This is a genomic window from Paenibacillus sp. sgz302164 (assembly GCF_056120505.1).
In genome coordinates this window covers 325,154-349,490 of sequence record NZ_JBVYOL010000002.1, presented here as the reverse complement: position 1 = coordinate 349,490, position 24,337 = coordinate 325,154, and the positions used below count along the sequence as shown (strand labels likewise).

At 51.1% G+C, this 24,337-nt stretch carries 33 protein-coding genes; 9 read left to right on the top strand and 24 right to left on the bottom strand.

Features of this window, described 5'->3' with window-relative positions; all coding sequences use genetic code 11:
- Nucleotides 1-177 precede the first annotated feature (177 nt).
- Nucleotides 178-492, bottom strand: coding sequence for a thioredoxin (gene trxA / locus AC0LWT_RS05070; protein ID WP_474680122.1), 315 nt, complete (start codon nt 490-492; stop codon nt 178-180).
- Between the two features lie 137 nt (nt 493-629).
- A complete protein-coding gene (locus AC0LWT_RS05065; RefSeq protein WP_474680121.1) occupies nt 630-1,019 on the bottom strand; it encodes a MerR family transcriptional regulator in 390 nt (129 codons plus the stop codon).
- A gap of 201 nt (nt 1,020-1,220) precedes the next feature.
- Here AC0LWT_RS05065 and AC0LWT_RS05060 point away from each other — a divergent pair, with 201 nt between their 5' ends.
- On the top strand, nt 1,221-1,367 hold the full coding sequence (locus AC0LWT_RS05060) for a YqzM family protein (protein WP_474680120.1): 147 nt from the start codon (nt 1,221-1,223) through the stop codon (nt 1,365-1,367).
- A 172-nt stretch (nt 1,368-1,539) separates the two neighbouring features.
- Complete coding sequence (locus tag AC0LWT_RS05055) at nt 1,540-2,544, top strand: protoglobin domain-containing protein (RefSeq protein ID WP_474680119.1); 1,005 nt, start codon at nt 1,540-1,542, stop codon at nt 2,542-2,544.
- 77 nt (nt 2,545-2,621) lie between these two features.
- On the opposite strand, the gene dnaI is transcribed toward AC0LWT_RS05055, so the two are convergent.
- From dnaI to AC0LWT_RS05035, 4 genes are all read right to left on the bottom strand, one after another.
- The gene (gene dnaI / locus AC0LWT_RS05050; RefSeq protein WP_474680118.1) at nt 2,622-3,575 is read right to left on the bottom strand and encodes a primosomal protein DnaI; all 954 of its coding nucleotides are present in this window, start codon (nt 3,573-3,575) and stop codon (nt 2,622-2,624) included.
- A 31-nt stretch (nt 3,576-3,606) separates the two neighbouring features.
- Nucleotides 3,607-5,124 carry a replication initiation and membrane attachment family protein gene (locus AC0LWT_RS05045; RefSeq protein WP_474680117.1) on the bottom strand — a complete coding sequence of 506 codons (1,518 nt, stop codon included), beginning with the start codon at nt 5,122-5,124 and terminating at the stop codon, nt 3,607-3,609.
- Nucleotides 5,125-5,292: 168 nt separating this feature from the next.
- Nucleotides 5,293-6,168, bottom strand: coding sequence for an alpha/beta fold hydrolase (locus AC0LWT_RS05040; protein WP_474680116.1), 876 nt, complete (start codon nt 6,166-6,168; stop codon nt 5,293-5,295).
- Between the two features lie 53 nt (nt 6,169-6,221).
- Nucleotides 6,222-6,506 carry a YuiB family protein gene (locus AC0LWT_RS05035; protein ID WP_474680115.1) on the bottom strand — a complete coding sequence of 95 codons (285 nt, stop codon included), beginning with the start codon at nt 6,504-6,506 and terminating at the stop codon, nt 6,222-6,224.
- A gap of 166 nt (nt 6,507-6,672) precedes the next feature.
- On the opposite strand from AC0LWT_RS05035, the gene hemQ reads away from it, so the two are divergent.
- Nucleotides 6,673-7,419, top strand: coding sequence for a hydrogen peroxide-dependent heme synthase (hemQ, locus tag AC0LWT_RS05030; RefSeq protein WP_474680114.1), 747 nt, complete (start codon nt 6,673-6,675; stop codon nt 7,417-7,419).
- Between the two features lie 80 nt (nt 7,420-7,499).
- On the opposite strand, the gene AC0LWT_RS05025 is transcribed toward hemQ, so the two are convergent.
- On the bottom strand, nt 7,500-7,784 hold the full coding sequence (locus tag AC0LWT_RS05025; protein ID WP_474680113.1) for a hypothetical protein: 285 nt from the start codon (nt 7,782-7,784) through the stop codon (nt 7,500-7,502).
- A gap of 33 nt (nt 7,785-7,817) precedes the next feature.
- Nucleotides 7,818-9,008: an NAD(P)/FAD-dependent oxidoreductase gene (locus tag AC0LWT_RS05020; RefSeq protein ID WP_474680112.1), complete on the bottom strand. Its 1,191-nt coding sequence runs from the start codon at nt 9,006-9,008 to the stop codon at nt 7,818-7,820.
- A 398-nt stretch (nt 9,009-9,406) separates the two neighbouring features.
- Here AC0LWT_RS05020 and AC0LWT_RS05015 point away from each other — a divergent pair, with 398 nt between their 5' ends.
- The gene (locus tag AC0LWT_RS05015; protein WP_474680111.1) at nt 9,407-10,408 is read left to right on the top strand and encodes an NAD(P)/FAD-dependent oxidoreductase; all 1,002 of its coding nucleotides are present in this window, start codon (nt 9,407-9,409) and stop codon (nt 10,406-10,408) included.
- Between the two features lie 62 nt (nt 10,409-10,470).
- Nucleotides 10,471-10,713 carry a hypothetical protein gene (locus AC0LWT_RS05010; RefSeq protein WP_474680110.1) on the top strand — a complete coding sequence of 81 codons (243 nt, stop codon included), beginning with the start codon at nt 10,471-10,473 and terminating at the stop codon, nt 10,711-10,713.
- A gap of 25 nt (nt 10,714-10,738) precedes the next feature.
- Here AC0LWT_RS05010 and sda read toward each other — a convergent pair whose 3' ends face one another.
- The gene (sda, locus tag AC0LWT_RS05005) at nt 10,739-10,894 is read right to left on the bottom strand and encodes a sporulation histidine kinase inhibitor Sda (RefSeq protein ID WP_474680109.1); all 156 of its coding nucleotides are present in this window, start codon (nt 10,892-10,894) and stop codon (nt 10,739-10,741) included.
- A gap of 348 nt (nt 10,895-11,242) precedes the next feature.
- On the opposite strand from sda, the gene AC0LWT_RS05000 reads away from it, so the two are divergent.
- Nucleotides 11,243-11,404 (top strand): mechanosensitive ion channel protein MscL, encoded by a 162-nt coding sequence (locus tag AC0LWT_RS05000; protein WP_474680108.1) that lies wholly within the window; start codon nt 11,243-11,245, stop codon nt 11,402-11,404.
- 55 nt (nt 11,405-11,459) lie between these two features.
- Here the strand turns inward: AC0LWT_RS05000 and AC0LWT_RS04995 are convergent, their stop codons facing one another.
- The 8 genes from AC0LWT_RS04995 to AC0LWT_RS04960 all read right to left on the bottom strand — a co-directional run bounded on the left by AC0LWT_RS04995 (nt 11,460) and on the right by AC0LWT_RS04960 (nt 16,639).
- Nucleotides 11,460-12,023, bottom strand: coding sequence for a hypothetical protein (locus AC0LWT_RS04995; protein WP_474680107.1), 564 nt, complete (start codon nt 12,021-12,023; stop codon nt 11,460-11,462).
- A gap of 84 nt (nt 12,024-12,107) precedes the next feature.
- Nucleotides 12,108-12,281: a hypothetical protein gene (locus tag AC0LWT_RS04990; protein ID WP_474680106.1), complete on the bottom strand. Its 174-nt coding sequence runs from the start codon at nt 12,279-12,281 to the stop codon at nt 12,108-12,110.
- 68 nt (nt 12,282-12,349) lie between these two features.
- A complete protein-coding gene (locus AC0LWT_RS04985) occupies nt 12,350-12,724 on the bottom strand; it encodes a hypothetical protein (protein ID WP_474680105.1) in 375 nt (124 codons plus the stop codon).
- Nucleotides 12,725-12,730: 6 nt separating this feature from the next.
- Complete coding sequence (fumC, locus tag AC0LWT_RS04980) at nt 12,731-14,122, bottom strand: class II fumarate hydratase (protein WP_474680104.1); 1,392 nt, start codon at nt 14,120-14,122, stop codon at nt 12,731-12,733.
- A 462-nt stretch (nt 14,123-14,584) separates the two neighbouring features.
- A complete protein-coding gene (locus tag AC0LWT_RS04975) occupies nt 14,585-15,106 on the bottom strand; it encodes a GNAT family N-acetyltransferase (RefSeq protein WP_474680103.1) in 522 nt (173 codons plus the stop codon).
- Between the two features lie 226 nt (nt 15,107-15,332).
- Nucleotides 15,333-15,680, bottom strand: coding sequence for a hypothetical protein (locus AC0LWT_RS04970; protein ID WP_474680102.1), 348 nt, complete (start codon nt 15,678-15,680; stop codon nt 15,333-15,335).
- Nucleotides 15,681-16,006: 326 nt separating this feature from the next.
- Nucleotides 16,007-16,369: a HesB/IscA family protein gene (locus AC0LWT_RS04965; RefSeq protein ID WP_474680101.1), complete on the bottom strand. Its 363-nt coding sequence runs from the start codon at nt 16,367-16,369 to the stop codon at nt 16,007-16,009.
- 87 nt (nt 16,370-16,456) lie between these two features.
- Nucleotides 16,457-16,639: an aspartyl-phosphate phosphatase Spo0E family protein gene (locus AC0LWT_RS04960; RefSeq protein ID WP_474680100.1), complete on the bottom strand. Its 183-nt coding sequence runs from the start codon at nt 16,637-16,639 to the stop codon at nt 16,457-16,459.
- 201 nt (nt 16,640-16,840) lie between these two features.
- On the opposite strand from AC0LWT_RS04960, the gene mqnE reads away from it, so the two are divergent.
- Together mqnE and AC0LWT_RS04950 are read left to right on the top strand one after the other, a co-directional pair.
- A complete protein-coding gene (mqnE, locus tag AC0LWT_RS04955; protein WP_474680099.1) occupies nt 16,841-17,941 on the top strand; it encodes an aminofutalosine synthase MqnE in 1,101 nt (366 codons plus the stop codon).
- A gap of 48 nt (nt 17,942-17,989) precedes the next feature.
- Complete coding sequence (locus tag AC0LWT_RS04950) at nt 17,990-19,054, top strand: NAD(P)/FAD-dependent oxidoreductase (RefSeq protein WP_474680098.1); 1,065 nt, start codon at nt 17,990-17,992, stop codon at nt 19,052-19,054.
- Nucleotides 19,055-19,057: 3 nt separating this feature from the next.
- On the opposite strand, the gene AC0LWT_RS04945 is transcribed toward AC0LWT_RS04950, so the two are convergent.
- The gene (locus AC0LWT_RS04945; protein ID WP_474680097.1) at nt 19,058-19,312 is read right to left on the bottom strand and encodes a YuzB family protein; all 255 of its coding nucleotides are present in this window, start codon (nt 19,310-19,312) and stop codon (nt 19,058-19,060) included.
- Between the two features lie 101 nt (nt 19,313-19,413).
- Between AC0LWT_RS04945 and AC0LWT_RS04940 the strand changes: the two genes are divergently transcribed.
- Nucleotides 19,414-19,659 carry a NifU family protein gene (locus AC0LWT_RS04940; RefSeq protein ID WP_134751012.1) on the top strand — a complete coding sequence of 82 codons (246 nt, stop codon included), beginning with the start codon at nt 19,414-19,416 and terminating at the stop codon, nt 19,657-19,659.
- 184 nt (nt 19,660-19,843) lie between these two features.
- On the opposite strand, the gene AC0LWT_RS04935 is transcribed toward AC0LWT_RS04940, so the two are convergent.
- From AC0LWT_RS04935 to AC0LWT_RS04910, 6 genes are all read right to left on the bottom strand, one after another.
- Nucleotides 19,844-20,641 (bottom strand): SDR family oxidoreductase, encoded by a 798-nt coding sequence (locus AC0LWT_RS04935; RefSeq protein ID WP_474680096.1) that lies wholly within the window; start codon nt 20,639-20,641, stop codon nt 19,844-19,846.
- A gap of 7 nt (nt 20,642-20,648) precedes the next feature.
- Complete coding sequence (locus AC0LWT_RS04930; RefSeq protein ID WP_474680095.1) at nt 20,649-21,359, bottom strand: Cthe_2314 family HEPN domain-containing protein; 711 nt, start codon at nt 21,357-21,359, stop codon at nt 20,649-20,651.
- A 34-nt stretch (nt 21,360-21,393) separates the two neighbouring features.
- Nucleotides 21,394-22,347, bottom strand: a complete 954-nt coding sequence (locus AC0LWT_RS04925; protein WP_474680094.1) for a DMT family transporter — start codon at nt 22,345-22,347, stop codon at nt 21,394-21,396.
- On the bottom strand, nt 22,344-22,529 hold the full coding sequence (locus AC0LWT_RS04920; protein ID WP_474680266.1) for a hypothetical protein: 186 nt from the start codon (nt 22,527-22,529) through the stop codon (nt 22,344-22,346). The genes AC0LWT_RS04925 and AC0LWT_RS04920 overlap by 4 nt, the downstream gene beginning before the upstream one ends.
- Nucleotides 22,530-22,615: 86 nt before the next feature.
- The gene (locus AC0LWT_RS04915) at nt 22,616-23,527 is read right to left on the bottom strand and encodes a COX15/CtaA family protein (protein WP_474680093.1); all 912 of its coding nucleotides are present in this window, start codon (nt 23,525-23,527) and stop codon (nt 22,616-22,618) included.
- A gap of 235 nt (nt 23,528-23,762) precedes the next feature.
- Complete coding sequence (locus AC0LWT_RS04910; RefSeq protein ID WP_474680092.1) at nt 23,763-24,107, bottom strand: thioredoxin family protein; 345 nt, start codon at nt 24,105-24,107, stop codon at nt 23,763-23,765.
- Between the last annotated feature and the right edge of the window lie 230 nt (nt 24,108-24,337).

Sequence of the window (24,337 nt, the reverse complement as noted above, 5' to 3'; positions counted from 1 at the left end):
CCCAAAATGCCCATCGCCCAGCGGCAGCAGGTACTTCCCTGCCCGTCGCCCCGGCGGCGGCGGAACTCCCTACCCGCCGCTCATTCGGCCGGACCGGGCCGTGCTCATGCAAAAAAGCTCTTTCTCAGCATAGCAGAAAAAGAGCTTTTTCTCACGAATTTTGTGCGGTGGAGCCTATTATTGATGACGGCTTACTACGTTTTTCAGCGCGTCTTTGGATTGGAAGCCCACGACTTTGTCGACCGGCTGGCCGTCTTTGAATACGATCAGCGTCGGAATGCTCATCACGCCGAAGCGCGCAGCGGATTCCGGATTGTCGTCGACGTTTACTTTGGCGATTTTCAAAGATTCAACCTCTTTATCGAGTTCTTCCAGGACAGGCGCGATCATTTTGCAAGGCCCGCACCAAGGTGCCCAAAAGTCTACAAGGACAGTTCCTTCGCTTTCAACTTCAGCTTTAAAGCTTTGGTCGGATACATTCACAATTGCCATGTTAAATCCTCCTTCATGAAAATGAATTTATAGCATCAAGTAGGTTTCTACTGAGCGTCAACATGTAAAGTATACCACAGTGCCCGGCCATTTCAACCGAACCCGCTATAGCGCAAATCGACATCCGGCATGACCGGTCAAGTCGTCGCCGCCTTTTCACGTTCCTGCTTCTGCCGCTCCAAGTATGCGATCCGATCCTTCAGATTTGCCTGCAGCAGCATCAGCATTTCCATCTGCCCTTCAATTTCTCTGAGCTTATCCGTATAAAGCGGCAGCAGATCGTCGCAATGCGACTCCGGGTGCTTCATAACGCAGTTCAGAAAACTTTCGATTTGCTCGGTGGAAAAGCCCAGGCTCAAATAAAACTGAATGGTCTTGACGCGCTCTACAGCCATTTGATTGAACACCCGGTACCCGTTCTCTTCGCGTTCCGTAGCGATCAAACCCTTTTGCTCGTAGTAACGCAAGGAGCGTATGCTGGCACCGGTAAGCTTGGAAAGCTCGCTGATCCGCATGGCGTTCACCACATTTCTTTTCCTTCTTGATCAAGTAAGGTTAAACTTATTGTAAACCATAACACTAATGTTATAGTCAAGCATTTTTTTCTTATTTTCAAAAAAAACGGACACTTTCCACTTTTATCATGACGAAATGCTTTACAACTTTCTAAAAGTTTGGGTATACTAGGCTTACAATCATGCTAATGATGGACGGCAGGGGGTACGAATATGAGCGATCCTAAACATCCTGAGCTTCACGTCTACGAAGAACCGCGCAACGACTTTATGGACGTTGGCATGGGCTTCGGCGTTTTTTTTGGAGTTCTGCTTTTGGTGGCGGTTATTGCAACGATCATCCAAGTTGCGCGAGTCTAAGAATCTGTCCGACGAACTCAGTAGAAGGTATAGGCAGTTTCGGACAGACTTCTAGATTAGTACGATCGGAACAACAGAACCGTTTCCCGGCCTCTGGCGAAGCGGTTCTGTTTTCTTATTCGCAGGAAGCGCCTTATCTGCCGTTCTGCATGCAAAGGAGCTAAGAGAACAGATGATTCGAGTTAATCAAGCGCGGCAGCAAATGCTGGACTTTATCGGTTTAACAGAGGAAGATCTAACCCTGCTCAAAAGCAACGAGAACGCTTTCAAACAAGTCGTGGATGAACTGGTCGATCAATTATATGAAGATATTATCAAATGGCCGGAGTTGAAAGCGCTTATCGAAAAGCACAGCACCATCGAGCGCCTGAAGGAAACCCAGCGCTGGTACTTTATGTCCATGGCGGCCGGCACGATCGACGATTCGTTTATCGAAAAGCGGCTGCACATCGGGAGAGTGCATTCGCGCATCGGGCTGACTACCGCCTGGTATTTGGGCACTTATCTCAAATATACGAACCTGGCTTCCCGGCACTTTGCCGCCGTTCTGCCGGACAATTGGACCCATGTCATCAACTCGCTGAGCAAAATGTTCAACCTCGATTCCCAATTGGTGCTCGAAGCCTATGAACAGGACGAAAAAGCGAAGGTGCAAAATCTCGCCGACGAGCAAAAACTGATGCTGACGACGATCAGCAGAGCCGTGCAGGATCTCGCCTCCATGATGGTCCAGTTGAACGGCAGCAGCCAATCCGTCGCTGATACCGCGATCCAGACGGCCGAATCGCAGGAGCTGTCCAATCAGCGCATCGACGAGCTGCATTTCGAGATCAAAGATATCGAGAAAATGGGCTCGGTCATGAAAGAAATCTCCGATCAGACGCACCTGCTCGGCCTGAATGCGGCCATCGAAGCCGCGCGGTCCGGCGAGCACGGACGGGGCTTTGAAGTCGTCGCCAACGAAGTGCGCAAGCTGGCTTCCCACTCCAGGGAATCGCTCAATTTGATCCAGAGCAAGCTGAAGCAAATCTCCGATAAGCTGGAGATGGTCAAGCAGGGCTCCGAAGAAACGACGCTGTACGCCCGGACGCAAGCGGCCAGCGCCGAAGAGCTGACCTCATTTGTGCAAATGATCGAAAATGTCACCGAAGAGCTGGAACAGCTGAAAAAGGGCTAATCTCTTACATAACGAAAAAGGCTGGAACCGCCGACATCCAATGCGTCGTCGGCGTTCCGGCCTTTTTATTGTCCGCGCTAAGCGTAGCCCCGCTTGTTCGCGCCGTTGACGGCGACGACATCGACGAAAGGCCGGATCCGGTCCATGATCCGCTGCCCTTTGTACTCCTCGTCACCGTCCTTGTTGGTGAAGCTGAAATGCTTCTCCAGCCCGGACAGCTCGTAATTCGAGGTGAAGAAAGTCGGCTTGCGGTTCATCCGGTAATTGAGGATCGCGCCGATAACATGGTCTCTGAGCCACGGATTCAGGTTCTCCGCCCCGATATCGTCAAATACGAGCAGATCCGTCTCCTTGAGCAGATCGATCGTCTCCTTGAGCTTGTAGGGCTCCTGGAACATGCCCTTCAAATCTTCCGCGAAGTCCGGCATGTAGACGATAGCGCCGGTCATCCCCACTTTAGCCAATTGGTACAGCATGTAGCACATCAGAAACGTCTTTCCCGTGCCGAACGGGCCGGACAAGAACAGTCCTTTCTTTTGCAAGCCGTCTTCTATAGTCCGTTCCACATAGTTGTTGATTTGAATGACCGCTTTCGCGCGATCCAGATCTGTCCGAAGGATATCCTCAAACGAATAGCTCTGGCTGAGAATGCCGGGATCGACATGAAACGTCCGGATTCGGCTTCCGATCGCATCCTGCAGCTGCTTGGCGGTGAATTTTTTGCAAGCGACCTTCTCCTCATGAATAAAAGGGGTTCCATTTGCCAATTCCGCCGTCAGCATCGTATAATGGCCGGTCATATCGTTGGGGCAGCGATCCAGACCAGGGCAGTTCGAGCAAACTTTGTACTCCGTCACATACTGGTAAAGCTTATTCATATTGAGTTTAATCGCATGATCATCGAGAAACGGATATTTTTGGCGGAACTTGCCGATCAGAGCATCCTGCATAGCGGCTTGAATTTTTGCTTCCGCATTCCTTCTCCATTCCGAATCGGGCAGCGATTTAAGTATTTTAGACAGGGATTCCATTCAGGCAACACCCCCCTTTAGCGTATTCGTGCTAACTTTTGCGGTTGAAGCGCTCGTCCAGCTTCTGCGCCTTTCTGAGCGCAGCTTCCAGCTCCTCTTCCGTAAGTCTGGAAGACGCGGCGGAATCGGCATCCTGCACCGCAATCGGAATGCGCGGCTTCTGCTGCTTGCCCTGCCGGCCTCTTGTCGCAGAGCCGCCGCCCGCCTTGGCCGCCTCCACCTTTGAAGCCGCTTTTTGCTTGAAGCGGATTTTTTCCCGCACATACTCGACCGCCTGCTCGTACGTCGCGATTTGCTTGCCCAGCATGTCCGACGCGACCGCTTCGATCGACGATCTGGCCCAGGAGCGCCGGTCGATGTGCAGGAAGTGGATGAGCACGTTGATGACTTCCTCTTTCAGCTTGTAGTTCAAGTCAATTTTCTCAAAAATGTTCAACACGCCGTCCGGAATCGAACCTTGCGTAAAAAACATGCGCAGAACAGCCATATAAGGCTCGTTCCGCAAAATATAGTTGTACTGGTGATCGGTGCACTCGCCGCGAAGCATCTGCGGCACCTCCAGGTAGTACTGCATCTCGACCGGTCTGTCTTCGGCCCTTTCCTCGGCCTGCTCTTCGCCGGATCTTCCCTCCGCAGGCCGGGCAAGCGCGCGCTCCCGCTCCTCGCCGCGCTTCTTGCTTTGCCGGTAGAACAAATTCGCGTTGTACTGCAGCCTGTCAATCTCCAGTTCGCCTTCTTCGGTGAACATGCCGTCTTCATCCAGCAGCCGGCACGTCTCCTGCAGCGACAGATTATACTTTTTCGCTACGATGTTAATAGCGGCCATCTGATCAGGCTTATGCTTCAGCGCTTCGACAAATACCCGGTTGCTGGCGCCGCGTGGAAAGCGCATGATGATGTCGGCGTACTGGAAGCCCTTGGTCGTCACGTCGATTCCCGCCTCGCCGCCGTGCTTCGACGCCGAAGCTTCGTACAGCGCCTGCTCCAGCTCGTAGTCGATCACCTGCGTGTTCAGGCGGAACAGGTCGTAGAACGGTACGGACAAGTTCTCGCCCCTGGCGTCCAGGCATTCCTCCGGCTCCGGGGCAAGCAGCTCTTCCCGAAGGGAAAGCAGCATATATTTGCCCACTTTATCGCGCAGCAGCAGCGTTAAATGCTGATTGCGAAAAAACTCGTTCGGCCCCAAAGGAGCAAACAGGGTGTATTCAAACACATAGTCCTCGTCCCCCGGCAAAAACTTGCGTGTCGTTTGCAGCAGCCCGATCGCCTCGAGCTTCGACGACTGCTCGATCAAATATTTGCGGCCGCGCTCGCCCTGCTCAAGCTCCAACAGCAGAAACAGCTTCCGCTGCTGCTCCAGCGGCGAATAGCCGGCCCGATCCGCGCCGATCTGCTGATAAAGCGCGTGGTACAGGCTTACGGCGTACCCGCCTATCATCGGCTGGTACATCATCGTAAGCATTTTATAATCCAGGCTGCTCAAAGAAAAATCACGGTTGACGTAAAACCGGTGATTTTCCGTAAAATGCAGCATATTCGTCATTTGCATTGCGCAATCGCTCCATCCTGCCTTCGGCCGAATCTATCTGTCAGCCTTTCAGCCATACTCTATCAGTCTACCACAAAAAACGACACGCTTGGAGTGGATGAGCCGAAGGATTTTTACCCAAAAAAATAAAGCCCCCTCCCCGGAGGCCGGCTTCATTCGCGCGGGCCGTCAGCTTAACGGCAGCCCGCTTTCGTTGTCATCATGCCCGTACATGGCCGGGTTGAGCTTTTTGGCGATTTCCAGGTCCAGCTTCCCGCGCTCCGTCTCGCGGTCCTCCAGGCTCTCAATCCACAGCCGGATCAAATCGTTCATTCGCGGAGCGTTTTTGAGCGGAATTTGATGCTTCGCGCCCTTAATAAAATAAAGCGAGCTGTTCCGCAGCTTGTCTTGCAGCATATACGAATACTTGTTGAAGCGAATATCGTTTTGCCCGAAGATGAGAAGCATCGGATGCGAAATGGACGCCAGCCGGTGCGTGCAGTTATAGGTTAAGGACAGCTCAAAATATTGCTTGATCTGGCTCGGATTGCCGCGAAGTGAAGTTTGAAACAATGTCCGGAAAGTTTCATCCTTATCGGCGTTGCCCGCTGTAATGACTCTGGACAGCAGCTTGTGGAGAACTCCGCGGTCAGCCATCTGGACAGCCGTCCAAATCGAGCTTTTGTTAAAAGCATCGCTGATCTCGGACATGCCGCTGACGACGATGCCGCCCAAAAATCGCTTCGGATACGCAAGCAGCGCTTCCAGTACGATAGAACCGCCGGTGGAATAGCCGCATATATAAGCCTTGTCGATGCCTAAAAAGTCAAGCAGGTGCCGGATATCCTGGGCGATGAGCGAATAGGTGAGCAACCTTTCCGACGGCCTGCTCTCCCCATGCCCCCGAATATCGAAAGTAATCACCCGAAACCGGTCCGAAAGCTGCTCTTTCTGATAATTGAACGTTTCAAGCGTCAGCAGCGGAGGGTGGATGAAGACGACAGGCATCCCGTTCCCGGTCGTTTCAAAATGCAGGACGGTTCCGTTAATATGAGCGAAAGGCAAAGTTCTCTCCTCCGAATGGTCAAGTTCGACTACTTCACCATAGAGTGCCCATTTTAAAACATTTTAAATCCTCGGATGCGCAGCGCCTTGATGGCCGAACCGCTCAATACCGCCCCGACAAGGCCGCCGACAGCCGGCACGGAATCCACGACCGTAAACCCCGTATTGTCGGACAAAAACGAAGCTGTACCCATCGTACCGTAAACGATGACCCCGATGATCAGGGCTATGTAAGCGTAAAGCGGAAACCATGTTGTTTTCATCAGCATATTCAAAATAAAGCCAAGTCCGAAAAACAGCACGAGCATCAGGACTGCGGCTACGATCATTTGCAGCAACGAAATCTACCCCCTTTTTCCTTTATATTTTAATCTACGGACAAGCGCAGGTAAAGTGCATGCGGATACAATTTTTCCATCGTCACCCTTTGTTCATTTGCCCTTTCTCCAAGGATTGGATACAATGTAGGGGACAAAAAGCCGTGATCGAGGAGGTTCATTACTCATGAGTGAAGCTGTACAAACGCTTGAAGGCTGGTATGCGCTGCATGATTTCCGTCTGATCGACTGGAACGCATGGAAAGCCGCTTCTTCGGAAGAGCGCAAGTTCGCTGCGGACGAGCTGAATTCGTTTCTGTCCAAATGGCAGCAGGTAGAAAATGACAAATTAGGCAGCACTGCCGTATATAGCATCGTCGGGCAAAAAGCCGATTTCGTCTTTATGCAGCTGCGTGAAACGTTGGAAGAACTGAACGAACTGGAAAATGAGTTTAACAAATCGGCTTTTGCCGCGTTCACGATTCCCGTTTATTCCTACGTATCGATTGTGGAATTAAGCAGCTACCTGGCCAAACCGGGCGTCGATCCGCTGGAAGATCCGGAGCTGGCCGCCAGATTGAAGCCGACACTGCCCAAAGCGAAGCATATTTGCTTCTATCCGATGAACAAGCGCCGCGACGGCGGCGACAACTGGTACATGCTCAGCGCCGACGAGCGCAGAACGATGATGCGCTCCCACGGCATGATCGGCCGCACATACGCCGGTAAAGTGAAGCAAATCATCACAGGCTCCGTAGGCCTCGACGATTGGGAATGGGGCGTTACGCTGTTCGCCGACGATGCGCTGCAATTCAAGAAGCTTGTCTATGAAATGCGCTTTGACGAAGTCAGCGCCCGCTACGGCGAATTTGGCGAATTCTACGTCGGCAACCTGCTTACACCCGACAAATTTGCCGAACTCATTCGTCTGTAAACCGGAGCTCCGCTCCCGAACGCGCCAAAAAAGGAAGCAAGCTTTTTACAAGCGAAGCTTCCTTTTTCTTATTTTGACGCCTAGTTCTCATCCTCTTCATCGTCCCGAAGGGCGGCTGCGAGCTCGGCTTCCATCTGCGCTTTGCGGGCCAAATATGCCTCAGTGTCGCGGTCGCGCTGACGGCTCTTTTCCTTCAGCCGCTCGATCGCCGGAAGAATGAGGATATCGATTTCCTTTTGAATCGTGGCTACAAGGTCGTAGCGCTTCTCCGACTCCAAATGACGGCCTACATCCATCAAAGCGTTGTAACGGTCCAATTCATCCCGGGTTAAAAGACCTCTTACTTGGACACTGCAGTGCCGCACGGCTATCCCCCCAGATTTGCCAAACTTGTTATTTTAGAATCGGCCCTTGCGAATAACGAGCGGGATGCCGCCGATAATATACAGGTAACGGATATCGACTATCTTTTTCATAATCGCCGCCATGTTGCCTTTGAGCTTGCGGGAACCGACGATTCCGATGGCTTGTCCTCTGCCCAGGGAGGCTACGGTGCCTTTGTTCGAGAATTTGAAAGTTTTCATTTGCGAGCCGCGGATCGAAGCGATCAGGTTGTGCGCAACAGCTTCGCCCTGCTGCATCGCGATTTGCGCCGTAGGCGGGAACGGTCTGCCTTCGTCATTCATGACGATCGAGCAGTCCCCGACGACATAAATGTTCTCAAACTGCGGAGAACGCAAGTACTCGTCCACTTTGATTCTGCCGCGCATCGTCTCGAATCCGGCTTCGTCGAGCATATGGTTGCCGCGGATACCGCCGGTCCATACGACAGTGGCGGACTTGATGAACTCGTCGCCGGCAATAAGAACGCCCTCAGGCGTACATTCTTTGATTGCCGTGCCGATTTTGAACACGACGCCCTTGTTTTCCAGAACTTTCATGCCGTATTCGACCAGCTCGGGGTCAAAGCCCGGCAGCGCGGTCGGCGCGGCTTCAATATTGTATATTTTCACAAGCGCCGGATCTACGTCGAACTCTTTGCAAAGTTCCGGTACGCGGTCGGCCAGCTCGCCGATGAACTCGATGCCCGTAAAACCCGCGCCGCCGACTACGAAAGTCAAATAATCTTTGCGGTCAGGCTCGCGCTTGTATTTGGCAAACTGATATTCGATATGTTCGCGGATAAACCGGACGCTGTTGATGCTGCGGATGTTCATCGCATAATCTTTTAACCCCGGAATGCCGAAAGTTTCAGGTTCGCCGCCGAGACCAACTACCAAGTAATCGTAAGAGAGGGTTCCGTCTTCAAGGATGACTTTCTTTTCATGCGGACGAATTTGGGTCACTGTAGATTTCACGAAATCCACTTTAAATTCATCGATGAGCTTCAAAATGTTCACGCGTGCATTTTCAGGATTGTCAGTCCCTGCAGCGGGCATATGAAGGTGGGTAGTAATATAATGATAATCATGCTTATTGACTAATGTCACGTCAGCTTCGTTATAGTTCAATTCCTTTTGCAAACGAATAGCCGTCAAAATACCGCCATAACCTGCTCCTAAAATAACGATTCTTGGTATGCGACTCATGTTTCTCTCACTTCCATGTCCGATTTTGTTAAAGGTTTTCTCTATATTGTGAAATATTACACAAATGGCTTCAAATGTAGTATACAACCTATAGTTTGCACTTCTTCACAGCTAAATATGATGAAACAGCCATGAGATTGATCACAACATGCATAAACCCATTCTCAGGTAATGATATAATAGTTCGCGGTCAAATATCAAGCCTTATTTTACCCGAAAATAGGGCATATAGGCGAATAATGCTTGTCTTGACAATGTAAGTAGAATTTATCATATACATAAGCGTTTTACATAAAGAAATCACAATTTTCTGGTTCCTTCTATAGTGGAGATGTCTATAATAAACTAACATTGTGCAGAAACCGCATCTAAAGGAATGTAATCGGAGGGTGGAACACATGACTGAGAGAGAAACGAAGCAAGATTTGGTCGACATTATTGTCATAGGCGGAGGGCCTGCCGGCATGTTCGCTTCATTTTATGCGGGGATGCGCCAGGCATCCGTAAAAGTGATCGAAAGCATGCCGCAGCTCGGCGGGCAGCTTGCCGCTCTTTACCCGGAAAAATACATCTACGATGTCGCCGGGTTCCCAAAAGTAACCGCCCAAGAGCTGGTGACCAATCTCCAGGCGCAAATGAAGCATTTCCCGATCGATGTCCGGCTCGAAGAGAAAGTGCATCAAGTGAGCAAAAAGGAAGAGCGTCTTTTCGAAGTTTGTACCGATAAAGGCGTGCATTACAGCCGCGCTATCATTCTTACCGGCGGCGTCGGCGCATTCGAGCCTCGTCGTCTCGAGCTTCCCGAAGCTCCTCAATACGAAAAGAAAAACCTGCATTACTTCGTCAACGACTTGAACAAATTCGCCGGCCAAAAAGTGTTGATCAGCGGCGGCGGCGATTCGGCCGTTGACTGGGCGCTGATGCTTGAGCCGATCGCCGAAAAAGTAACGCTGATCCACCGCAGAGACAATTTCCGTGCGCATGAGCACAGCGTCGAAAACTTGATGAAATCCAAAGTAAACATCGTTACGCCTGCGGAAATCACCAAACTTCACGGCAGCGGCGCCATCGAACAGGTTACTTTGAAAAATATCAAATCCGGTGAAGAAACCGTCGTCGACGCGAACGCCGTTATCGTTAACTTCGGATTCGTATCCTCGCTGGGTCCGATCGCCGAGTGGGGACTTAACATCGACGGCGGCTCAATCGTCGTTGATTCCAGAATGGAAACGAGCATACCCGGCATTTTCGCAGCGGGAGACATCACTACTTATCCGGGCAAGCTGAAATTGATCGCTGTCGGCTTCGGCGAAGCGCCTACGGCTATCAACAACGCCAAAGTATACATCGATCCGACGGCCAAACTGTCACCGGGCCACAGCAGCAGCCTGAGATTTTAATCGTTAATATTTATAAAACGGGGTATTCTATGCCTAATCACCTGATTAGGAGGAATACCCCGTTGTCATATGTATGCCCGATTTGCAACGGTATGCAGGCGCTGAGCGCCGAGTGCCCCGAATGCCGCAGCCAGGTTCAGGATTACGGAAGATGGCTCGATTATTTGGGTCCTTATTCTCCGTACCGCGAAATCGACGATCTGTCGATGACGAACGGTTTTAGCGGTACAGGCGAAGAGGGATGCGTTCATCTGGTCAACTGCCCCGAATGCGGCCGCAGCTTTACTGTGGAAATCCATGCATAGAACGCAGCCCGAAAAAAAAAGAAGCTCAGTTCAGCGGAGCCTCATCCTTCAAATATATATCCAGCTTCAAGTTGCGCCTCTTGATTTCCGCAAAGAGCAAGTCTACGAAATCCGCTTCCAATTTTAAATCCAGTGCCTTGTAGTAAGAGTCGATCAACGTTTCATCACTAATTAATCTCACCGCAATCACCTTTATTCCTAGAATTTGTAATTATATTATCATGGGCTTAACATTAGAACAAGCGTTCCGTTATCCACAGAAGATTGTGAATAACCTGTGGGTAACATGTTGATAGGTGTCACAAACTGTCTGCTGGCAAAGGGGATAATGTGAATAAAGTTATTCACAGCCGGTGGATTCGCTCATCCGATAAAAAAAAATGATCAGTTCTACAGGAACCAATCAACATAGAATTAACAAAACCGTAATCTTGTTCACAAATTTGAAAAATTAATTTAATCGTCATTTAATATTAACCGCATACAATAAGTCCATAAGGTAATTTTCCAGGAAAGGAGTGAATGAGCAATGATCGTGTACGATATCGTACTGAATGGGGAAATCAAGGAAACTATCAAGCCTCGCAAAAGCCGTCTGAAAGAAATTTACGCATACATGCTGGAGCAAAGCAAACTGATGAGAGCCAAATACGGCGAAAACGTAAAAATTAAAGGCCGCATGGTGTATTAGGGAAATGCAGTTCCCCTGGCACTACGGCCTTTCTTTTTTCGCATCATGGGGCTTTTTACTTGGACGCGCTCCATTTCCGCTTGATCAGCACGCCGATTCCAAACAAGCCGAGCAGCACAACGGCGATGATGGCAAAATAGCCCCAAGTCCCCCCATAACCCGCCAAGTTCACACGATGAGTTGGCGCTGAACTTTGTCCCAGCTTTTGCAGATCGGCGGAAGCCAAAGAAAGCTCCGTCGTCCTGGTGCACAATCCGGTGGCGAGACGGCGCTCCTCATTCTCGTAGGCGTACACCAAATACGACTGGCCCTTGACAAACTCGGCCCCGCAGGAGCTTGAACTCATCGCCGTATAAACGGCCATCTGCGAATCCTCCGCCCCTTTCCAATTGCCGGCAACTTCGAAGACGACCCGAACCGGATCCGCCGAGCTGCGCATCAATCTGAACGGGCTTCCTTCTTCCACTCGCAGCACTTTTCCCGAAAATACGGCGTTCGCCTTTGCCAATGCCACCGCCGGTTCCGGAGGCTGCGCACAGGAGCAGGCATGAGCCTGACGAACATCCAGCCATGGCAGCAGCAGACCAAGCACAAGCATGGCATACACAATTTTTCGCATGGTAAAAGCCTCCAATCTGACGTTTACTTTTAAACGCAGATGAAGGCGATTTTGTTGCTCCAGGCAAAAACCCCTCATACAAAGTTATTTCAGAACTTCTGTTTCCTCCAAAATAAAAGCTTTCAACTTTTGATCCGCAATATCATGGCTAAGGCGCATAATAGCCTCGACCTCTAATTCCGCTCCTTTGTCATCAAAATCATGATAATCGCCCAGCTGCTGCTTCGAGCGGCAGACGATTTCATACAACATGCCCAAACAAGATCACCTTCCATCTAAAAATGAATTCGTTAATTATATGTGTGAAATCATAAGATTGACTATACTTATTTGCTCAACAAACGGTTGTCCATGGCGATTTCTTCAGCAAATTGATGATCGACGGCCAGCAAACCGCTGGAATGCGGCGCGGAAGGAAGCGGAAGATTCGCGTCGGCTTCGACCAGCCCTTTGCACGAAAATTCGACTCGGCAAGCCGAACAACCGAGCTGCTCGGCCTTATGTCCGGCGAACTGCCGGATCGCGTCCAGCAGCTTCTCGAACTGATCTTCCGACTCCAGCTCAAGCAAATAGAGATCGACGCGAAGCTCCAAGCGTCCCGCTCCAGACGATACTTGCCCTACGGCGCCCCAAGGCTCCAGATAGCCTTGCTCCAGTTGAAATCCGTACAGAGTATCCGATATTGCTATTGCATTCCACATCGCTGCTCACTCCGCTTTCGGTTCGATCATAAGTTCAGGACGGACGATCCGGTCGAACTGCTCTTCGCTCAAAACATGGTTCTTGAGAACGGCTTCTTTTAGCGTAATGCCTTCTTTGTGGGCCAGCTTGGCGACGGCGGCCGCGTTATCATAGCCGATATGCGGATTTAATGCCGTAACGAGCATTAAGGAGCGCTCCAGATGGCCGCTGATGACCGCAAGGTTCGGTTCGATGCCAACCGCGCAATGCTCGTTGAAAGAACGGATGCTGTCAGCCAACAGCCGGGCTGACTGCAGGAAATTGTAGATGATGACCGGCTTGAAAACGTTCAGCTCAAAATTGCCCTGGCTCGCTGCAAAGCCGATAGCCGCATCGTTGCCCATGACCTGGCACACCACCATCGTCAGCGCTTCGCTCTGCGTCGGGTTCACTTTGCCAGGCATGATCGAGCTTCCCGGCTCATTGGCCGGGATGGTCAGCTCGCCGATCCCGCTGCGCGGCCCGCTGGCGAGCCATCTCACATCGTTGGCGATCTTCATCAGATCGGCCGCCAACGCCTTGAAAGCGCCATGAACGTGCACGAGCTCGTCATGGCTCGTTAAGGCATGGAATTTGTTCGCGGCGCTAACAAATGTTTTGCCTGTCAGCCGGCCGATCTCCTGGGCGACCAGCTCGCCGAACCGGGGATGGGCGTTAATCCCCGTGCCGACGGCCGTCCCGCCGATAGCCAGCTCGCGCAAAAACTCCAGGCTTTGGCGAAGCATCGCCTCCGATTTTTCCAGCATGCGGACCCAGCCGCTGATCTCCTGTCCGAGCGTGATCGGCGTCGCATCCTGCAGGTGGGTGCGGCCGATTTTGATGACGGCCGCATAGCTTTCGCTCTTGGCGCGAAGCGTTGTCTGAAGGGCTCCGATCGCGGGCAGCAGCTCATCCTCCACGGCCAGCAGCGCAGCGATATGCATCGCGGCCGGGAACGTGTCATTCGAGCTTTGCGAGCGGTTGACGTCGTCGTTCGGATGAATACGCCCGTCAAGCCCCTGCTGCTCCAGCAGCTGATTGCCGCGGTTCGCAATAACTTCGTTGACGTTCATATTCGTCTGCGTGCCGCTGCCCGTCTGCCAAACGACAAGCGGAAAATGCTCGTTCAGCGTGCCGGAAATAATCTCGTCCGCCGCCGCTTGAATCGCCGTCGCTTTATCGGCGTTCAGCTTGCCGAGCTGTGCGTTCACCGCTGCGGCGCTCCGCTTCAAAATGCCGAACGCCCGGATGAGCGGCAGCGGCATTTTTTCCGTGCCGATTTGAAAATTGACGAAACTTCTTTGCGTTTGAGCGGCCCATAATTTATCCGCCGGAACCTGAACTTCCCCTAATGTATCTTTTTCAATACGATAATCCATCGTTAACCTCCTGATATAGACTTCTGTGTTATGTATGACATCGATGTTGGTTTTATGATAAATGATAATGATTATCATTGTCAAATTGAAGATGGCGATGACCGCTCGCCTACAGTAATGCGCGCCAGTAAACCAGAGCCATCCTGACGGAAATACGTCGCCTACGATGATGACGGAACCATCCAAACGCTGATCTTGGTATATGGGCGGGGATTGTGTATGAAAATTCGTGCACAATCTAGCCTTGGAAAGCCGGAATCGAAAATCTGTACGAAAAATCGCATAGAATTCCTCATTTCTGTCGATTCCGACAAATTGTATATGAAAAAACACACAGATTCATAGACAAGCATACGATCAAACTGTAACGAACCGTACAAGTCTTAAACGTGATCCCGGAAGCTTTTTCCGCGCAAAAAGACGCTCAGGACCGCGGCCCGGAGCGTCTGCAATTTATGATTTTTACAGAAAATAGACCATGTGATGCTCATCGAAATATTGGCCGTTTATTTTTAGGGCGCGTTCTTCAACAGCATATGTTTTAAATCCTATTTTCTCGTAAAGCAATTTTGCCTTCTGATTGCCTACGACTGATAAATGCACTTGTTCTAACCCTGAAACCTGCCTGGCATAGTGCAGGACAAACTCCATGATTTGCGTGCCGATTCCATTTCCTTGCGCGTCGGATTTGACATACATACCCCAAATATAACCTTTATGCTTAGATTTGTTTTGATGATATTGAAAAAATCCGGCAACGCCTATTAATTCGCCATTTTCAAAAGCTCCCGAAATAAAATTGTTGTCCGAATGAGTTCGATTCCAGCGCTCCCTCAAGTTCTCGGCGGTAACATGCTGCTCTTCCTCCAGGGAAGAACCGAAAGATTCGGGATAATCCCCAAGCGCCTGCAAACGAATGTCCCGAAAAGCTTCGGCATCCCGAATAGTCAATTTACGTATTTCTACCATTAAAAGTTCTCCCAACTAAAAATCCTCCCAACACTTGGGGCTTGCATCCTGCCGCACCTGCAAAATTCAACTATATCCATCTTATAAAAATGGTATTTTTTACAGGAACTTTGTTTTTCTTCGCCCAATCCGTCATCATTTCAAAATACCGGCTTAATGCCTACTATTTTCGCATTGATTAAAATGGCCTTTATGCTTTCGGCATATATTTCCGAGTTATCGATTGCCAGCGCTCCGTCATTCAAACATAACGTAACCGGGCACAGCTTTCGCCATACATACCCTCACTAGTCCCATGCCACGCTTCCGCCCCCTCACCCGCCAGCACTTCCCGATCGAGCATCACGCAGAAATCCTGCACTAACGCATTACTGATCAGCACCGCACGCATAAACCTGCAAAAGTACATCTTTTTACGTCCTCGATGGGCTCGATGCAAAATATTCCTGCAAATGTGCAGGCTTTTCCGCCCAAACTCTTGCTCAGACCCGTTTTCGGCAAAAATTCCTGCACAATCGCAGGCTTTTCTCCCAATCGAGCCACTACGGCCGAAAATTCCTGCACTTTTGCAGTTTTTCTGCGCTCGCACTCCGCCAGCCGCCAGACGATGTCCTGGCCAGCGAGTTTTTCAGCGATCGCCTTAACAGCGTTAAGCTTTTGGCGTTATTCGGCCGATTTCAGGGCGAACACTACTCATCACGCATGTATAGTGCAAATTTCACGTTACGCTTAACCTTGATAAGCCAACCATTTGCAAGCGCGTTTCCTACTTTCCGCCAATTGCCAACTTTGAAATAAACTAACCGCGGATGCAAAACAAAAACCTCCTGATGGAATATTCACGTAGAATATTTCGTCAGGAGGCCGTAATCGCTAGGTGCCTCGGTTATCGCCTCAGTGTCAGAAGGACAACCCTTAATCCTCGCAAGGCTGCGCTAACGCCGCGTCCTCTTCCTTCGTGCGGAACGACTGTCCGCAGCCGCAGGATGCCACCGCATTCGGATTGTTGATGGTGAAGCCGCCGCCCATGCCGGAGTCTTGGTAGTCGATTTCGACGCCGTACAAGTACTTCGCGCTGTCTTCGTCTACGACGACCTTCAGGCCATGAATCGTCATTACTTTATCGTCATCCTTCTGATCGTCGTCGAACCCCATCCCGTAAGAGTAGCCGCTGCAGCCTCCGGCTTTGACGCCGACGCGCAGGAACAGGTTCGGTGATTCTTCAGAAGCCAAAAGATCTTTAATTTTATCACACGCTGATTCGCTGATCGTGATCATTAGGAAATCCCTCCTATTCGTATTGCTTACTAACAAGTATACTCCTAATGAGAAGAATGCTCAAGGGCTCGGGCGTCCTTCGTTCCTTCATTTGTTGTTTCGGCTTAGCGCGTAATACTGGAGCAGCAATTGATCCAGGTTTCTGCTGCACTGCAGAACTTCGGGATGCATAAGGCCGTGCCGACTGCCAAGCCGCACCATCTGGTCTCTAAGCTGTTCGATTTGTATATGAAGCCGCTCCTGCGGTTCGGTTAGGAAAGTCGTTAGCACGATTTTATCACCTTAATCTAACATTCTCACAATAATTTAGTATACAGGAATCTTCACTTATTGGGAATATCTTCATGGCAGGTTGTGGAAAGGCTAATAGTTTGGGGTCTGCCGCCAGATTATCGCCCTGTACATATTGCCCCTCTCTGCCCATAGGTTTATAATAATAAAGGTTTATATTGAGATGGGGAGGGAAAAATCATGAGTGTCGTGATCACGAACCCTGAAAAACGGATGGCCGAAATCGCCGATAAAGTGGAGCACGGAGAACGCTTATCGCTGGAAGACGGCTTGTTCCTTTATCAGTCGGACGATCTTCCGACCATTGGTCAATTAGCAAATAAAGTGAACCTGCGCTTGAACGGAAAAAAGGTTTACTTTGTCGAGAATATGAGCCTCTACTTCACCAACGTTTGCGAGGAGCACTGCGCATTTTGCCATTTCCGCCGCGATGAGGGTGAGGAAGGGGCTTATACGCTTACGCCCGGACAAATGCTGGAGTATGTTGCGGAGCATTATCATCCGGAGCTGCGGGAGTTTCACATTAGCCAGGGGCATAATCCCCACGTACCGTTCGAATACTATGTGGATTGCATCCGCCAGCTGAAGCAGGCTTATCCCGATGTTACCATTAAGGCGCATACCGCGGCGGAAATTGAATTTTTCTCGCGGATCAGCGGGCTCAGCTACCGCGACGTGCTGAAGACGCTGATGGATGCGGGGCTGTCGACGCTGCCTGGAGGCGGCGCGGAAATTTTAACTGAGCGCTACCGGTCCAAGATGAGGGTGGAAAAAGCCTCTTCGGAAGAATGGCTTGAAGTGCACCGTACAGCGCACCAGCTTGGCATGAAAACTCATGCGACCATGCTGTACGGCTCGATTGAAACGTTGGAGGAGCGCGTTCATCATATGACGCTGCTGCGCGAGCTGCAGGACGAGACGGGCGGATTCCTCGTATTTATTCCGAATTCGATTCAGCCGGCCAGCAAAAATGCCGGAATTAAGCGCCGCGTGCCGGCTTTTGACGAGCTGAAGACGATCGCTATCAGCCGCTTGATGCTCGATAATTTCCCGCACATCAAGGCTTATTTCATTAATATCGGCACCAAGCTGACCCAATTGTCGTTCGCTTTCGGCGCATCCGATGCGCACGGTACGATCGTGAAGGAACGGATCTCGCACGCGGCCGGGGCCACGTCGCCCGAGGGCTTGACCAAGGACGATCTTGTCTGGCTGATCAAAGGCGCCGGCCGCATTCCGGTGGAACGCGATACCTTTTATAATGAAATTAAGGTTTATTAGTCATAATATTATACGTAGATCTAGAGACTAGAAGGGATATTGGCACAGATGAAAAAGTTTGTCATTCTCGGTGGGGGTTATGGCGGGTTGACCATAGCCTTACAATTGCTGGAAAAGAAGCTGCCCGATGATACGGTTGTCGTGTTGGTGGATCGCAGTCCATTTCAAGGTTTAAAAACGGAATATTATGCGCTTGCTTCAGGCACCGTTGCAGAGACGCACGTACGTGTTGCCTATCCGGTGGATCCTCGCCTGATTCTTACTTACGGAGAGGTAACGGAAGTGGATTTGGATCAGAAGCAGGTACTGTTTGCCGACAAAGAACCGTTAACGTATGATTGGCTTGTTGTCGGCTTGGGCTGCGTAGACAGTTATCACGGTATCGCCGGCGCCCAGGAGAATTCTTGCAGCATTCAGACTTTCTGCCAGACACGGGCTACTTATCAAAAGGTGAACGATGTCGCGCCATACGGTCAAATCTCGATTATCGGCGGCGGATTAAGCGGTGTCGAAATGGCATCCGAGCTTCGCGAGAGCAGACCGGACCTGAACATCCGTCTGATCGACCGCGGAGCTAGTCTGTTGTCTTCCTTCCCTAACAATCTGCAGCAGTATGTAAGAGACTGGATGGTAGAGCATGACATTGAGCTCAGACCGAATGTGTCGCTTGTCCGGCTGGACGGCGGAGATCTGTACAATCAGGACGAAATCATCAAAACCGATGTGACGGTCTGGACCGCAGGCATCCAGCCAAGCCCGATCGTTCAAGCTATGAACGTTCCCAAAGACAAGCAGGGCCGTGTGATCCTCAACGGGTACCATCAGATCCCGGATTATCCGGACGTGTACGTCGTCGGCGACTGCGCCTCGCTCCCGTTCGCTCCGAGCGCTCAGGCGGCCGAAGCGCAGGGCAGGCAAATTGCCGAGGTTATGCTGGCGATTTGGAACGGCGATACCCCTCGGCTCGGCAAAATCAAGCTCAAAGGGGTTCTCGGTTCGCTCGGCAAAAAAGCAGGATTCGGCATCATGGGCAAGCGCACCCTCATGACCGGCAAAATTGCCCGGGCGATTAAAAGCGGTGTGCTCTGGAAATCCAAGCACCACTTCGGCTGACGCTTATTCGCCGAGAAGATCGTACATCGCTTCGAGCTCGCCGATTTTTTGTATAATAACGTCAAGAAGGCGTTCCGCGCTTTCCGCGGCGACGATTTCGCCATTCACCAACGCGTAAGGTTCCATATAGCACTGCCCGCAATTGCCAAGACAGCCGTATTCGACGACATCGTATTCCGGATTTTGCTCAAGTGCTTTCATAACTTTATCTGTGCCGTGGTGCATGTTGCTGGCGCAAAATTCAATAATCGGTCTCATTGGACAAATCCACCTAACTTTTGATTTTCCATGCTTCTTGAAAACCATTTTCATTTGTACTTTATTGTACTATAATAATAAAAGAAAGGAGATGATTCAATATGACTGAAAATACAAAAGAAACAATGTATGATGAAGTCCTTGAAGTTTTAGATAAGCTTCGTCCTTTTCTCCAACGCGACGGCGGTGACGTTGAGCTGGTCGACGTGGAAGACGGAATCGTTAAGCTGAAGCTGATGGGTGCCTGCGGCAGCTGCCCGAGCTCCACGATCACGCTCAAAGCCGGTATCGAAAGAGCGCTGGTTGAAGAAGTCGAAGGCGTTCAAGAAGTCGTACAAGTATTCTAAGCTTTAAAATTAAGAGAGCTTACCTCTGCGGTAAGCTCTTTTTGCTGCGGCTAGGAGTCTGGCGGGCGGAGCTGCTTTTGTGCATGCCGGTGTGAATAATGACCCTTATATTTCCGTTCACGCTGCATAATTACTGTCATTTTGCATGTATATATACCTTCTACGTGGTGCATCGGACAGACTCCTAGGAGTCCAGCTTGCGCTGCTTTAAAACGGGGAGCGGCTGGATCGGGTCCAGCCCGCCGGAAATGTCCATGATGTTGCCGGTAATAAAGTCCGAGTCCGGCGAGCACAGGAAGGAAATGGCCCGGGCGACATCTTCGCCCGTTCCCGGACGTCCGACCGGCGTTTCGCCGTCCGCTTCCAGGCGGGCCTGCTGCATCGTCCGCTCTTTGTTATGGCCGCGAATATCGCCCGGACATATCATATTTACCGTGATGCCGCTTTCGGCCTCCTCTTCCGCCAGCGTCTTCGTGAAGGAAACGAGTCCTACCTTGGCGGCCGCATAGACGGCCCGGTGCGTCCAGCCTCTGGCCTCCGCGGCTTTGCCGAAGCCGAAATGAATGATCCGCCCCCATCGGCGCGCTCTCATCATCGGCAGAACGAGATGATCGAGCTCCATGACCCCCAGCAGGTTGCCGCGCGTCAAATATTCGATCTCGTCCATGCTATAGTCGGCAAAAAAGCGCCTTTCTCTGTAAAAGGGCCCGGCATTGTTCACAAGAATATCGATCGGCCCCAGTCCGGAGGCCGCCGTTTCCACAATTCGCACGATATCCTCGCGCTTGGCGACGTCCCCTTGAACGGCAATGCTCCGAACGCCGAGCTGCGTCAGTTCCTGAACGAGCCGGGATGCTTCCGCTTCACTGGTTACGTAGTTGACGGCAACGTCACAGCCTTGCGCCGCAAGCGCAAGCGCGGTCATTTTCCCGAGCCCTTTGGCACTGCCTGTAATCAGAGCTGTTCGCCCTCTCAGTTCCATGGTTATCTTACCCCTTTGCGATCTTTGCCGTTATATACGAAAAAGCCACGATCAACGTGCGGCACACCATGTCAAACCCTTGCTGGAGATCGTCCACGTTCGATTTCACATTTTCCACGTGAATGCGGTCGCCCGGAACAGGCTCCTTTTGCATCAAATCATCCAGCATTTCCGCATTAATGTAGTGAATCTCCATGTTGCGCTGATTCCGCAGGCGATCCAGAGGGCTTTTATATTCCATTTTCAAATTGTAGAGTTGGAGCTCAAGCGAGCTGTGGATATGGTTCTCATGCATGCGCCGCAGGACGGTAAAATAGGAAAACCGGCTTTTGACAGCTTCGGTCTTCATCTCGAACAAATCGTTCATAAACGTTCCCAGCTTGTCCAATATGGAAAACACGCGAATGAATGCATTTTTGTAGAAGTAAACGAAACGGCGGTAATCTTCAAGCTCCTGCGGGTTCATTTCTTCCAAATAGGCTTTATGAATGTTCGCCGCATAGCGTTCACAGCAGTACTTGCTTTGCTCAAGCTCATCCAGCGCGTCCAGGAACCCTTTGCTCCAGATTGACAACCGGTGATGCTTTTTGCTTGAAACAGCATGTCCATCGCGGCCTCCGGCTTGCAGGGAGCGGATATAGCTCCTCACCGCATCGCCTGCTTCGAGCAACAGCCCGCTATCCGAACGTTTGGGCTCGCCAAATAACATTCTAAGCATACCCCTCACCCCATTGTTCAGATTCCATGTTGTTTTAAAGTTTCGCGCTTTGGGGCGCGGAAGAAACTTTGCCGGCGCGGCCGCGGTCGCGCTGCACCAAATACATCGCAGCAAGCACGCCTGCACCGCCGATGTACTGATTCAGGGAGATGGATTCGTTCAGTAAAAATATTCCCCCCACCGCCGCCGTCACGGGAAGCAAGTATCCGTAAGCCGATGACTTGAACGGTCCCAGACGGCCCAGACTCCAGTTATGGATGGAAAAACCTAACGCCGTAGCCAGCAACGAAGTGTAGATCAGACTGATCCATCCGGTCTGCGATATGCCGGCCAAGTAGGCGCCATCGACATTCCACAGCACGAAAGGCAGCAGCGACACGGCGCCGGCCGTCATTTCCAGCGAAATCAGCAGCGGCAGCGGATAGCGCTGCACCAGCCGGTTCATGCCGATCAAATAAACGGCTCCCATCCCGCTCCGCATCAGGAGCAAAATGTCGCCGCGCAGCGTATTCGCGCCCAGATGAAAGCCTTCCGCGCCGCCGGATACGATAATGATCACGCTGCAAAGGGCAAGCGGTATGCCGACCGCGATCCGCCATGTCAGCTTCACCTGCCTGGTTACCAGAGCGATGATCACAGTAATAACCGGCATAAAGCCCCGGCCCAGCACAGCGCCGTTGGCGGAATTGGAAAACTGCAGCGCATACTGCAGCATCGCTTCCATTCCGACGGCGTTCAGAACGCCCAGACCGCATATCAGCAGCAAGTCGCGGCCGGCGATATGCGCTTTGAGCTTCCGCGATCGATAATAGAAATAAGTATATACCCACAAAATCGGAATCATACTCGCAAAACGGAGCCCGTTGAACACGAGAGGGTCCCATTCCTGTCCCCCGATTTTCATCGAAGACAGGTTAATTCCCCAGAGAATGTAAACAAGGACGAACCCCAAATGTGGGAGAAGCTTGCTCGAATCACCGGAATTCATGCAAAATATTCCTTCCAGCGGTTGTCTACCAATTCCACGATATCTTCCCGAGGCACAAGCTCATCCGGGTAACCGGGCTTCATGCGGGCATCGATGACGATTGGCGCCTGAGCCGATATTTCGATCAGTTGATTTTCCCGGCGTAAAATTTCGAGGTAGGCTCGTAAATTTGTAGGTACCATCTATGTTCCCACCTTTTCGACTTTTAGCAAAATTTATTCGCCTTAGCATGGAAATAGCCTTCTTACGAAGGCTTCCATGGCACGGCTTAGTTTTTCTCTTTGCGGTAATAAAGCGTCAAAACGCATAAATAACTGAGGAAACCGAACAAACAGGCTACGATAACTGCATGGACCATGCCGGTCAATAAGTAAGCAAGCTCGTTGCCCATCGACCAGGTAACTACGGCGCCGCTTAGTATTTGCAGCAGGACGAAAATCAGCGCCCATTTGCTGCCCAGAAACATCGTATCCGATTCGCCATACTGTCTTTTCGCCCGAAGGTACAGAACCAAAATGCATATGAACAGCAGCAGCGCGGCTACGCGGTGGGCAAAGACGATGGCGGTCGCTCCGCTGAGCTCGGGAATGACCTGACCGTTGCACAGCGGCCAGCCGGTACAGCCTCCGGACGATGTCGTATGGCGCACGAAAGCTCCCAAATATACGACGACATAAGTATACACGGTCGTTACCCAGACAAGCGCTGTAAACCCGCTTTTGACGATTCCCTTGCCTTGATACTGCCCGTAAGGCGTAAATACAAGAGCGAGCAGCAGCGAGAAAGCGAAGGCCAGGAGCGAGAGCCCGAAATGGAGCGCAAGCACGACGGAAGACTGCGGCCAAACGACAGCCATAGCTCCCATAGCCGCCTGGATCAGCGTCATCACGACTGTGCCGGTAATGAACCATTTGGCGTCGCTGCGCTTCACATAGCGAAATACGAGGTAAAACGTAACGATCAGCACCAGCGTAACGATGCCGACAACGAGCCTGTGGCTGTATTCGATAAACGAAGAGATCGTGTGCGCCGGCACAAATTGCCCGTGGCATAACGGCCATTCGTCTCCGCAGCCTCTGCCTGCGTCGGCTTTAGTAACAAGCGCGCCCATGGCCAGAATCAGAAACATGCCGATTGCCGAGAGATTCGCAAATCTTTGAATTATTTTTTGCTGCATCATGGCACCTACTTTGAATGTCATTGTTCCAAAAGATGTGTCGAATCGTACTATCCGTTTTCAATTATAGCCTTAATTGACGGGCAAATCCATTCGCAAATGTTACAAAGCCTTGAAACCGTCAGGCCGCGAAAAATAAAGAAAGACGGCCCCGGGAACCGCCCGCCGACAATCATGCATCGATAGCGGACGTTCCTTCCGGGAGCCGTCTTTCCATATGATCCGGGCAGCAGGCGCCTTATTTGGCCAGCGCACCCGATACTTCTACGGCGCGGTCCAGGAACTGCTCGATCTCTTCCCGGGTTTTGCGCAGCTTGCTGACAAAGCGAACCAATTCCTGCCCTTCGCGGAAAGCGATAAAGCTCGGAATGCCGAGAATGTTCAATTGCTCGCACAAATCCGGCACCTCATCGCGATCCAGCTCGATAAAAGCAATGCGGTCCGCATATGCTTGCTCGATGTCCGGCATAAAAGGTTCGATATAATGGCAATCTTTGCACCAGGTAGTTTTGAAAACGGCTACGGTTAAGGAAGGCTGCGCGATCAGCTCCTGAAACTGTTGTTCGTTCGAAATTTTACGCATGATATCCACCTCATTGCATTGGAATTTACTTAGGTATATCACGACCGAACGGCAGTGTCAAGGGATTGAAGCCGGGAATGAAGCCCCAGAAAGGACAAGCGGCTTCTTCTTTTTAAAAATTTACAAATGATCCTATTTTTATGCGTCATTTTGTCCATACTATATACAGCGCAAAATCGCCTGTACGAATCAGAGCCACCTGGTTCGGGAAGAACGTTTTGTGCTGCAGC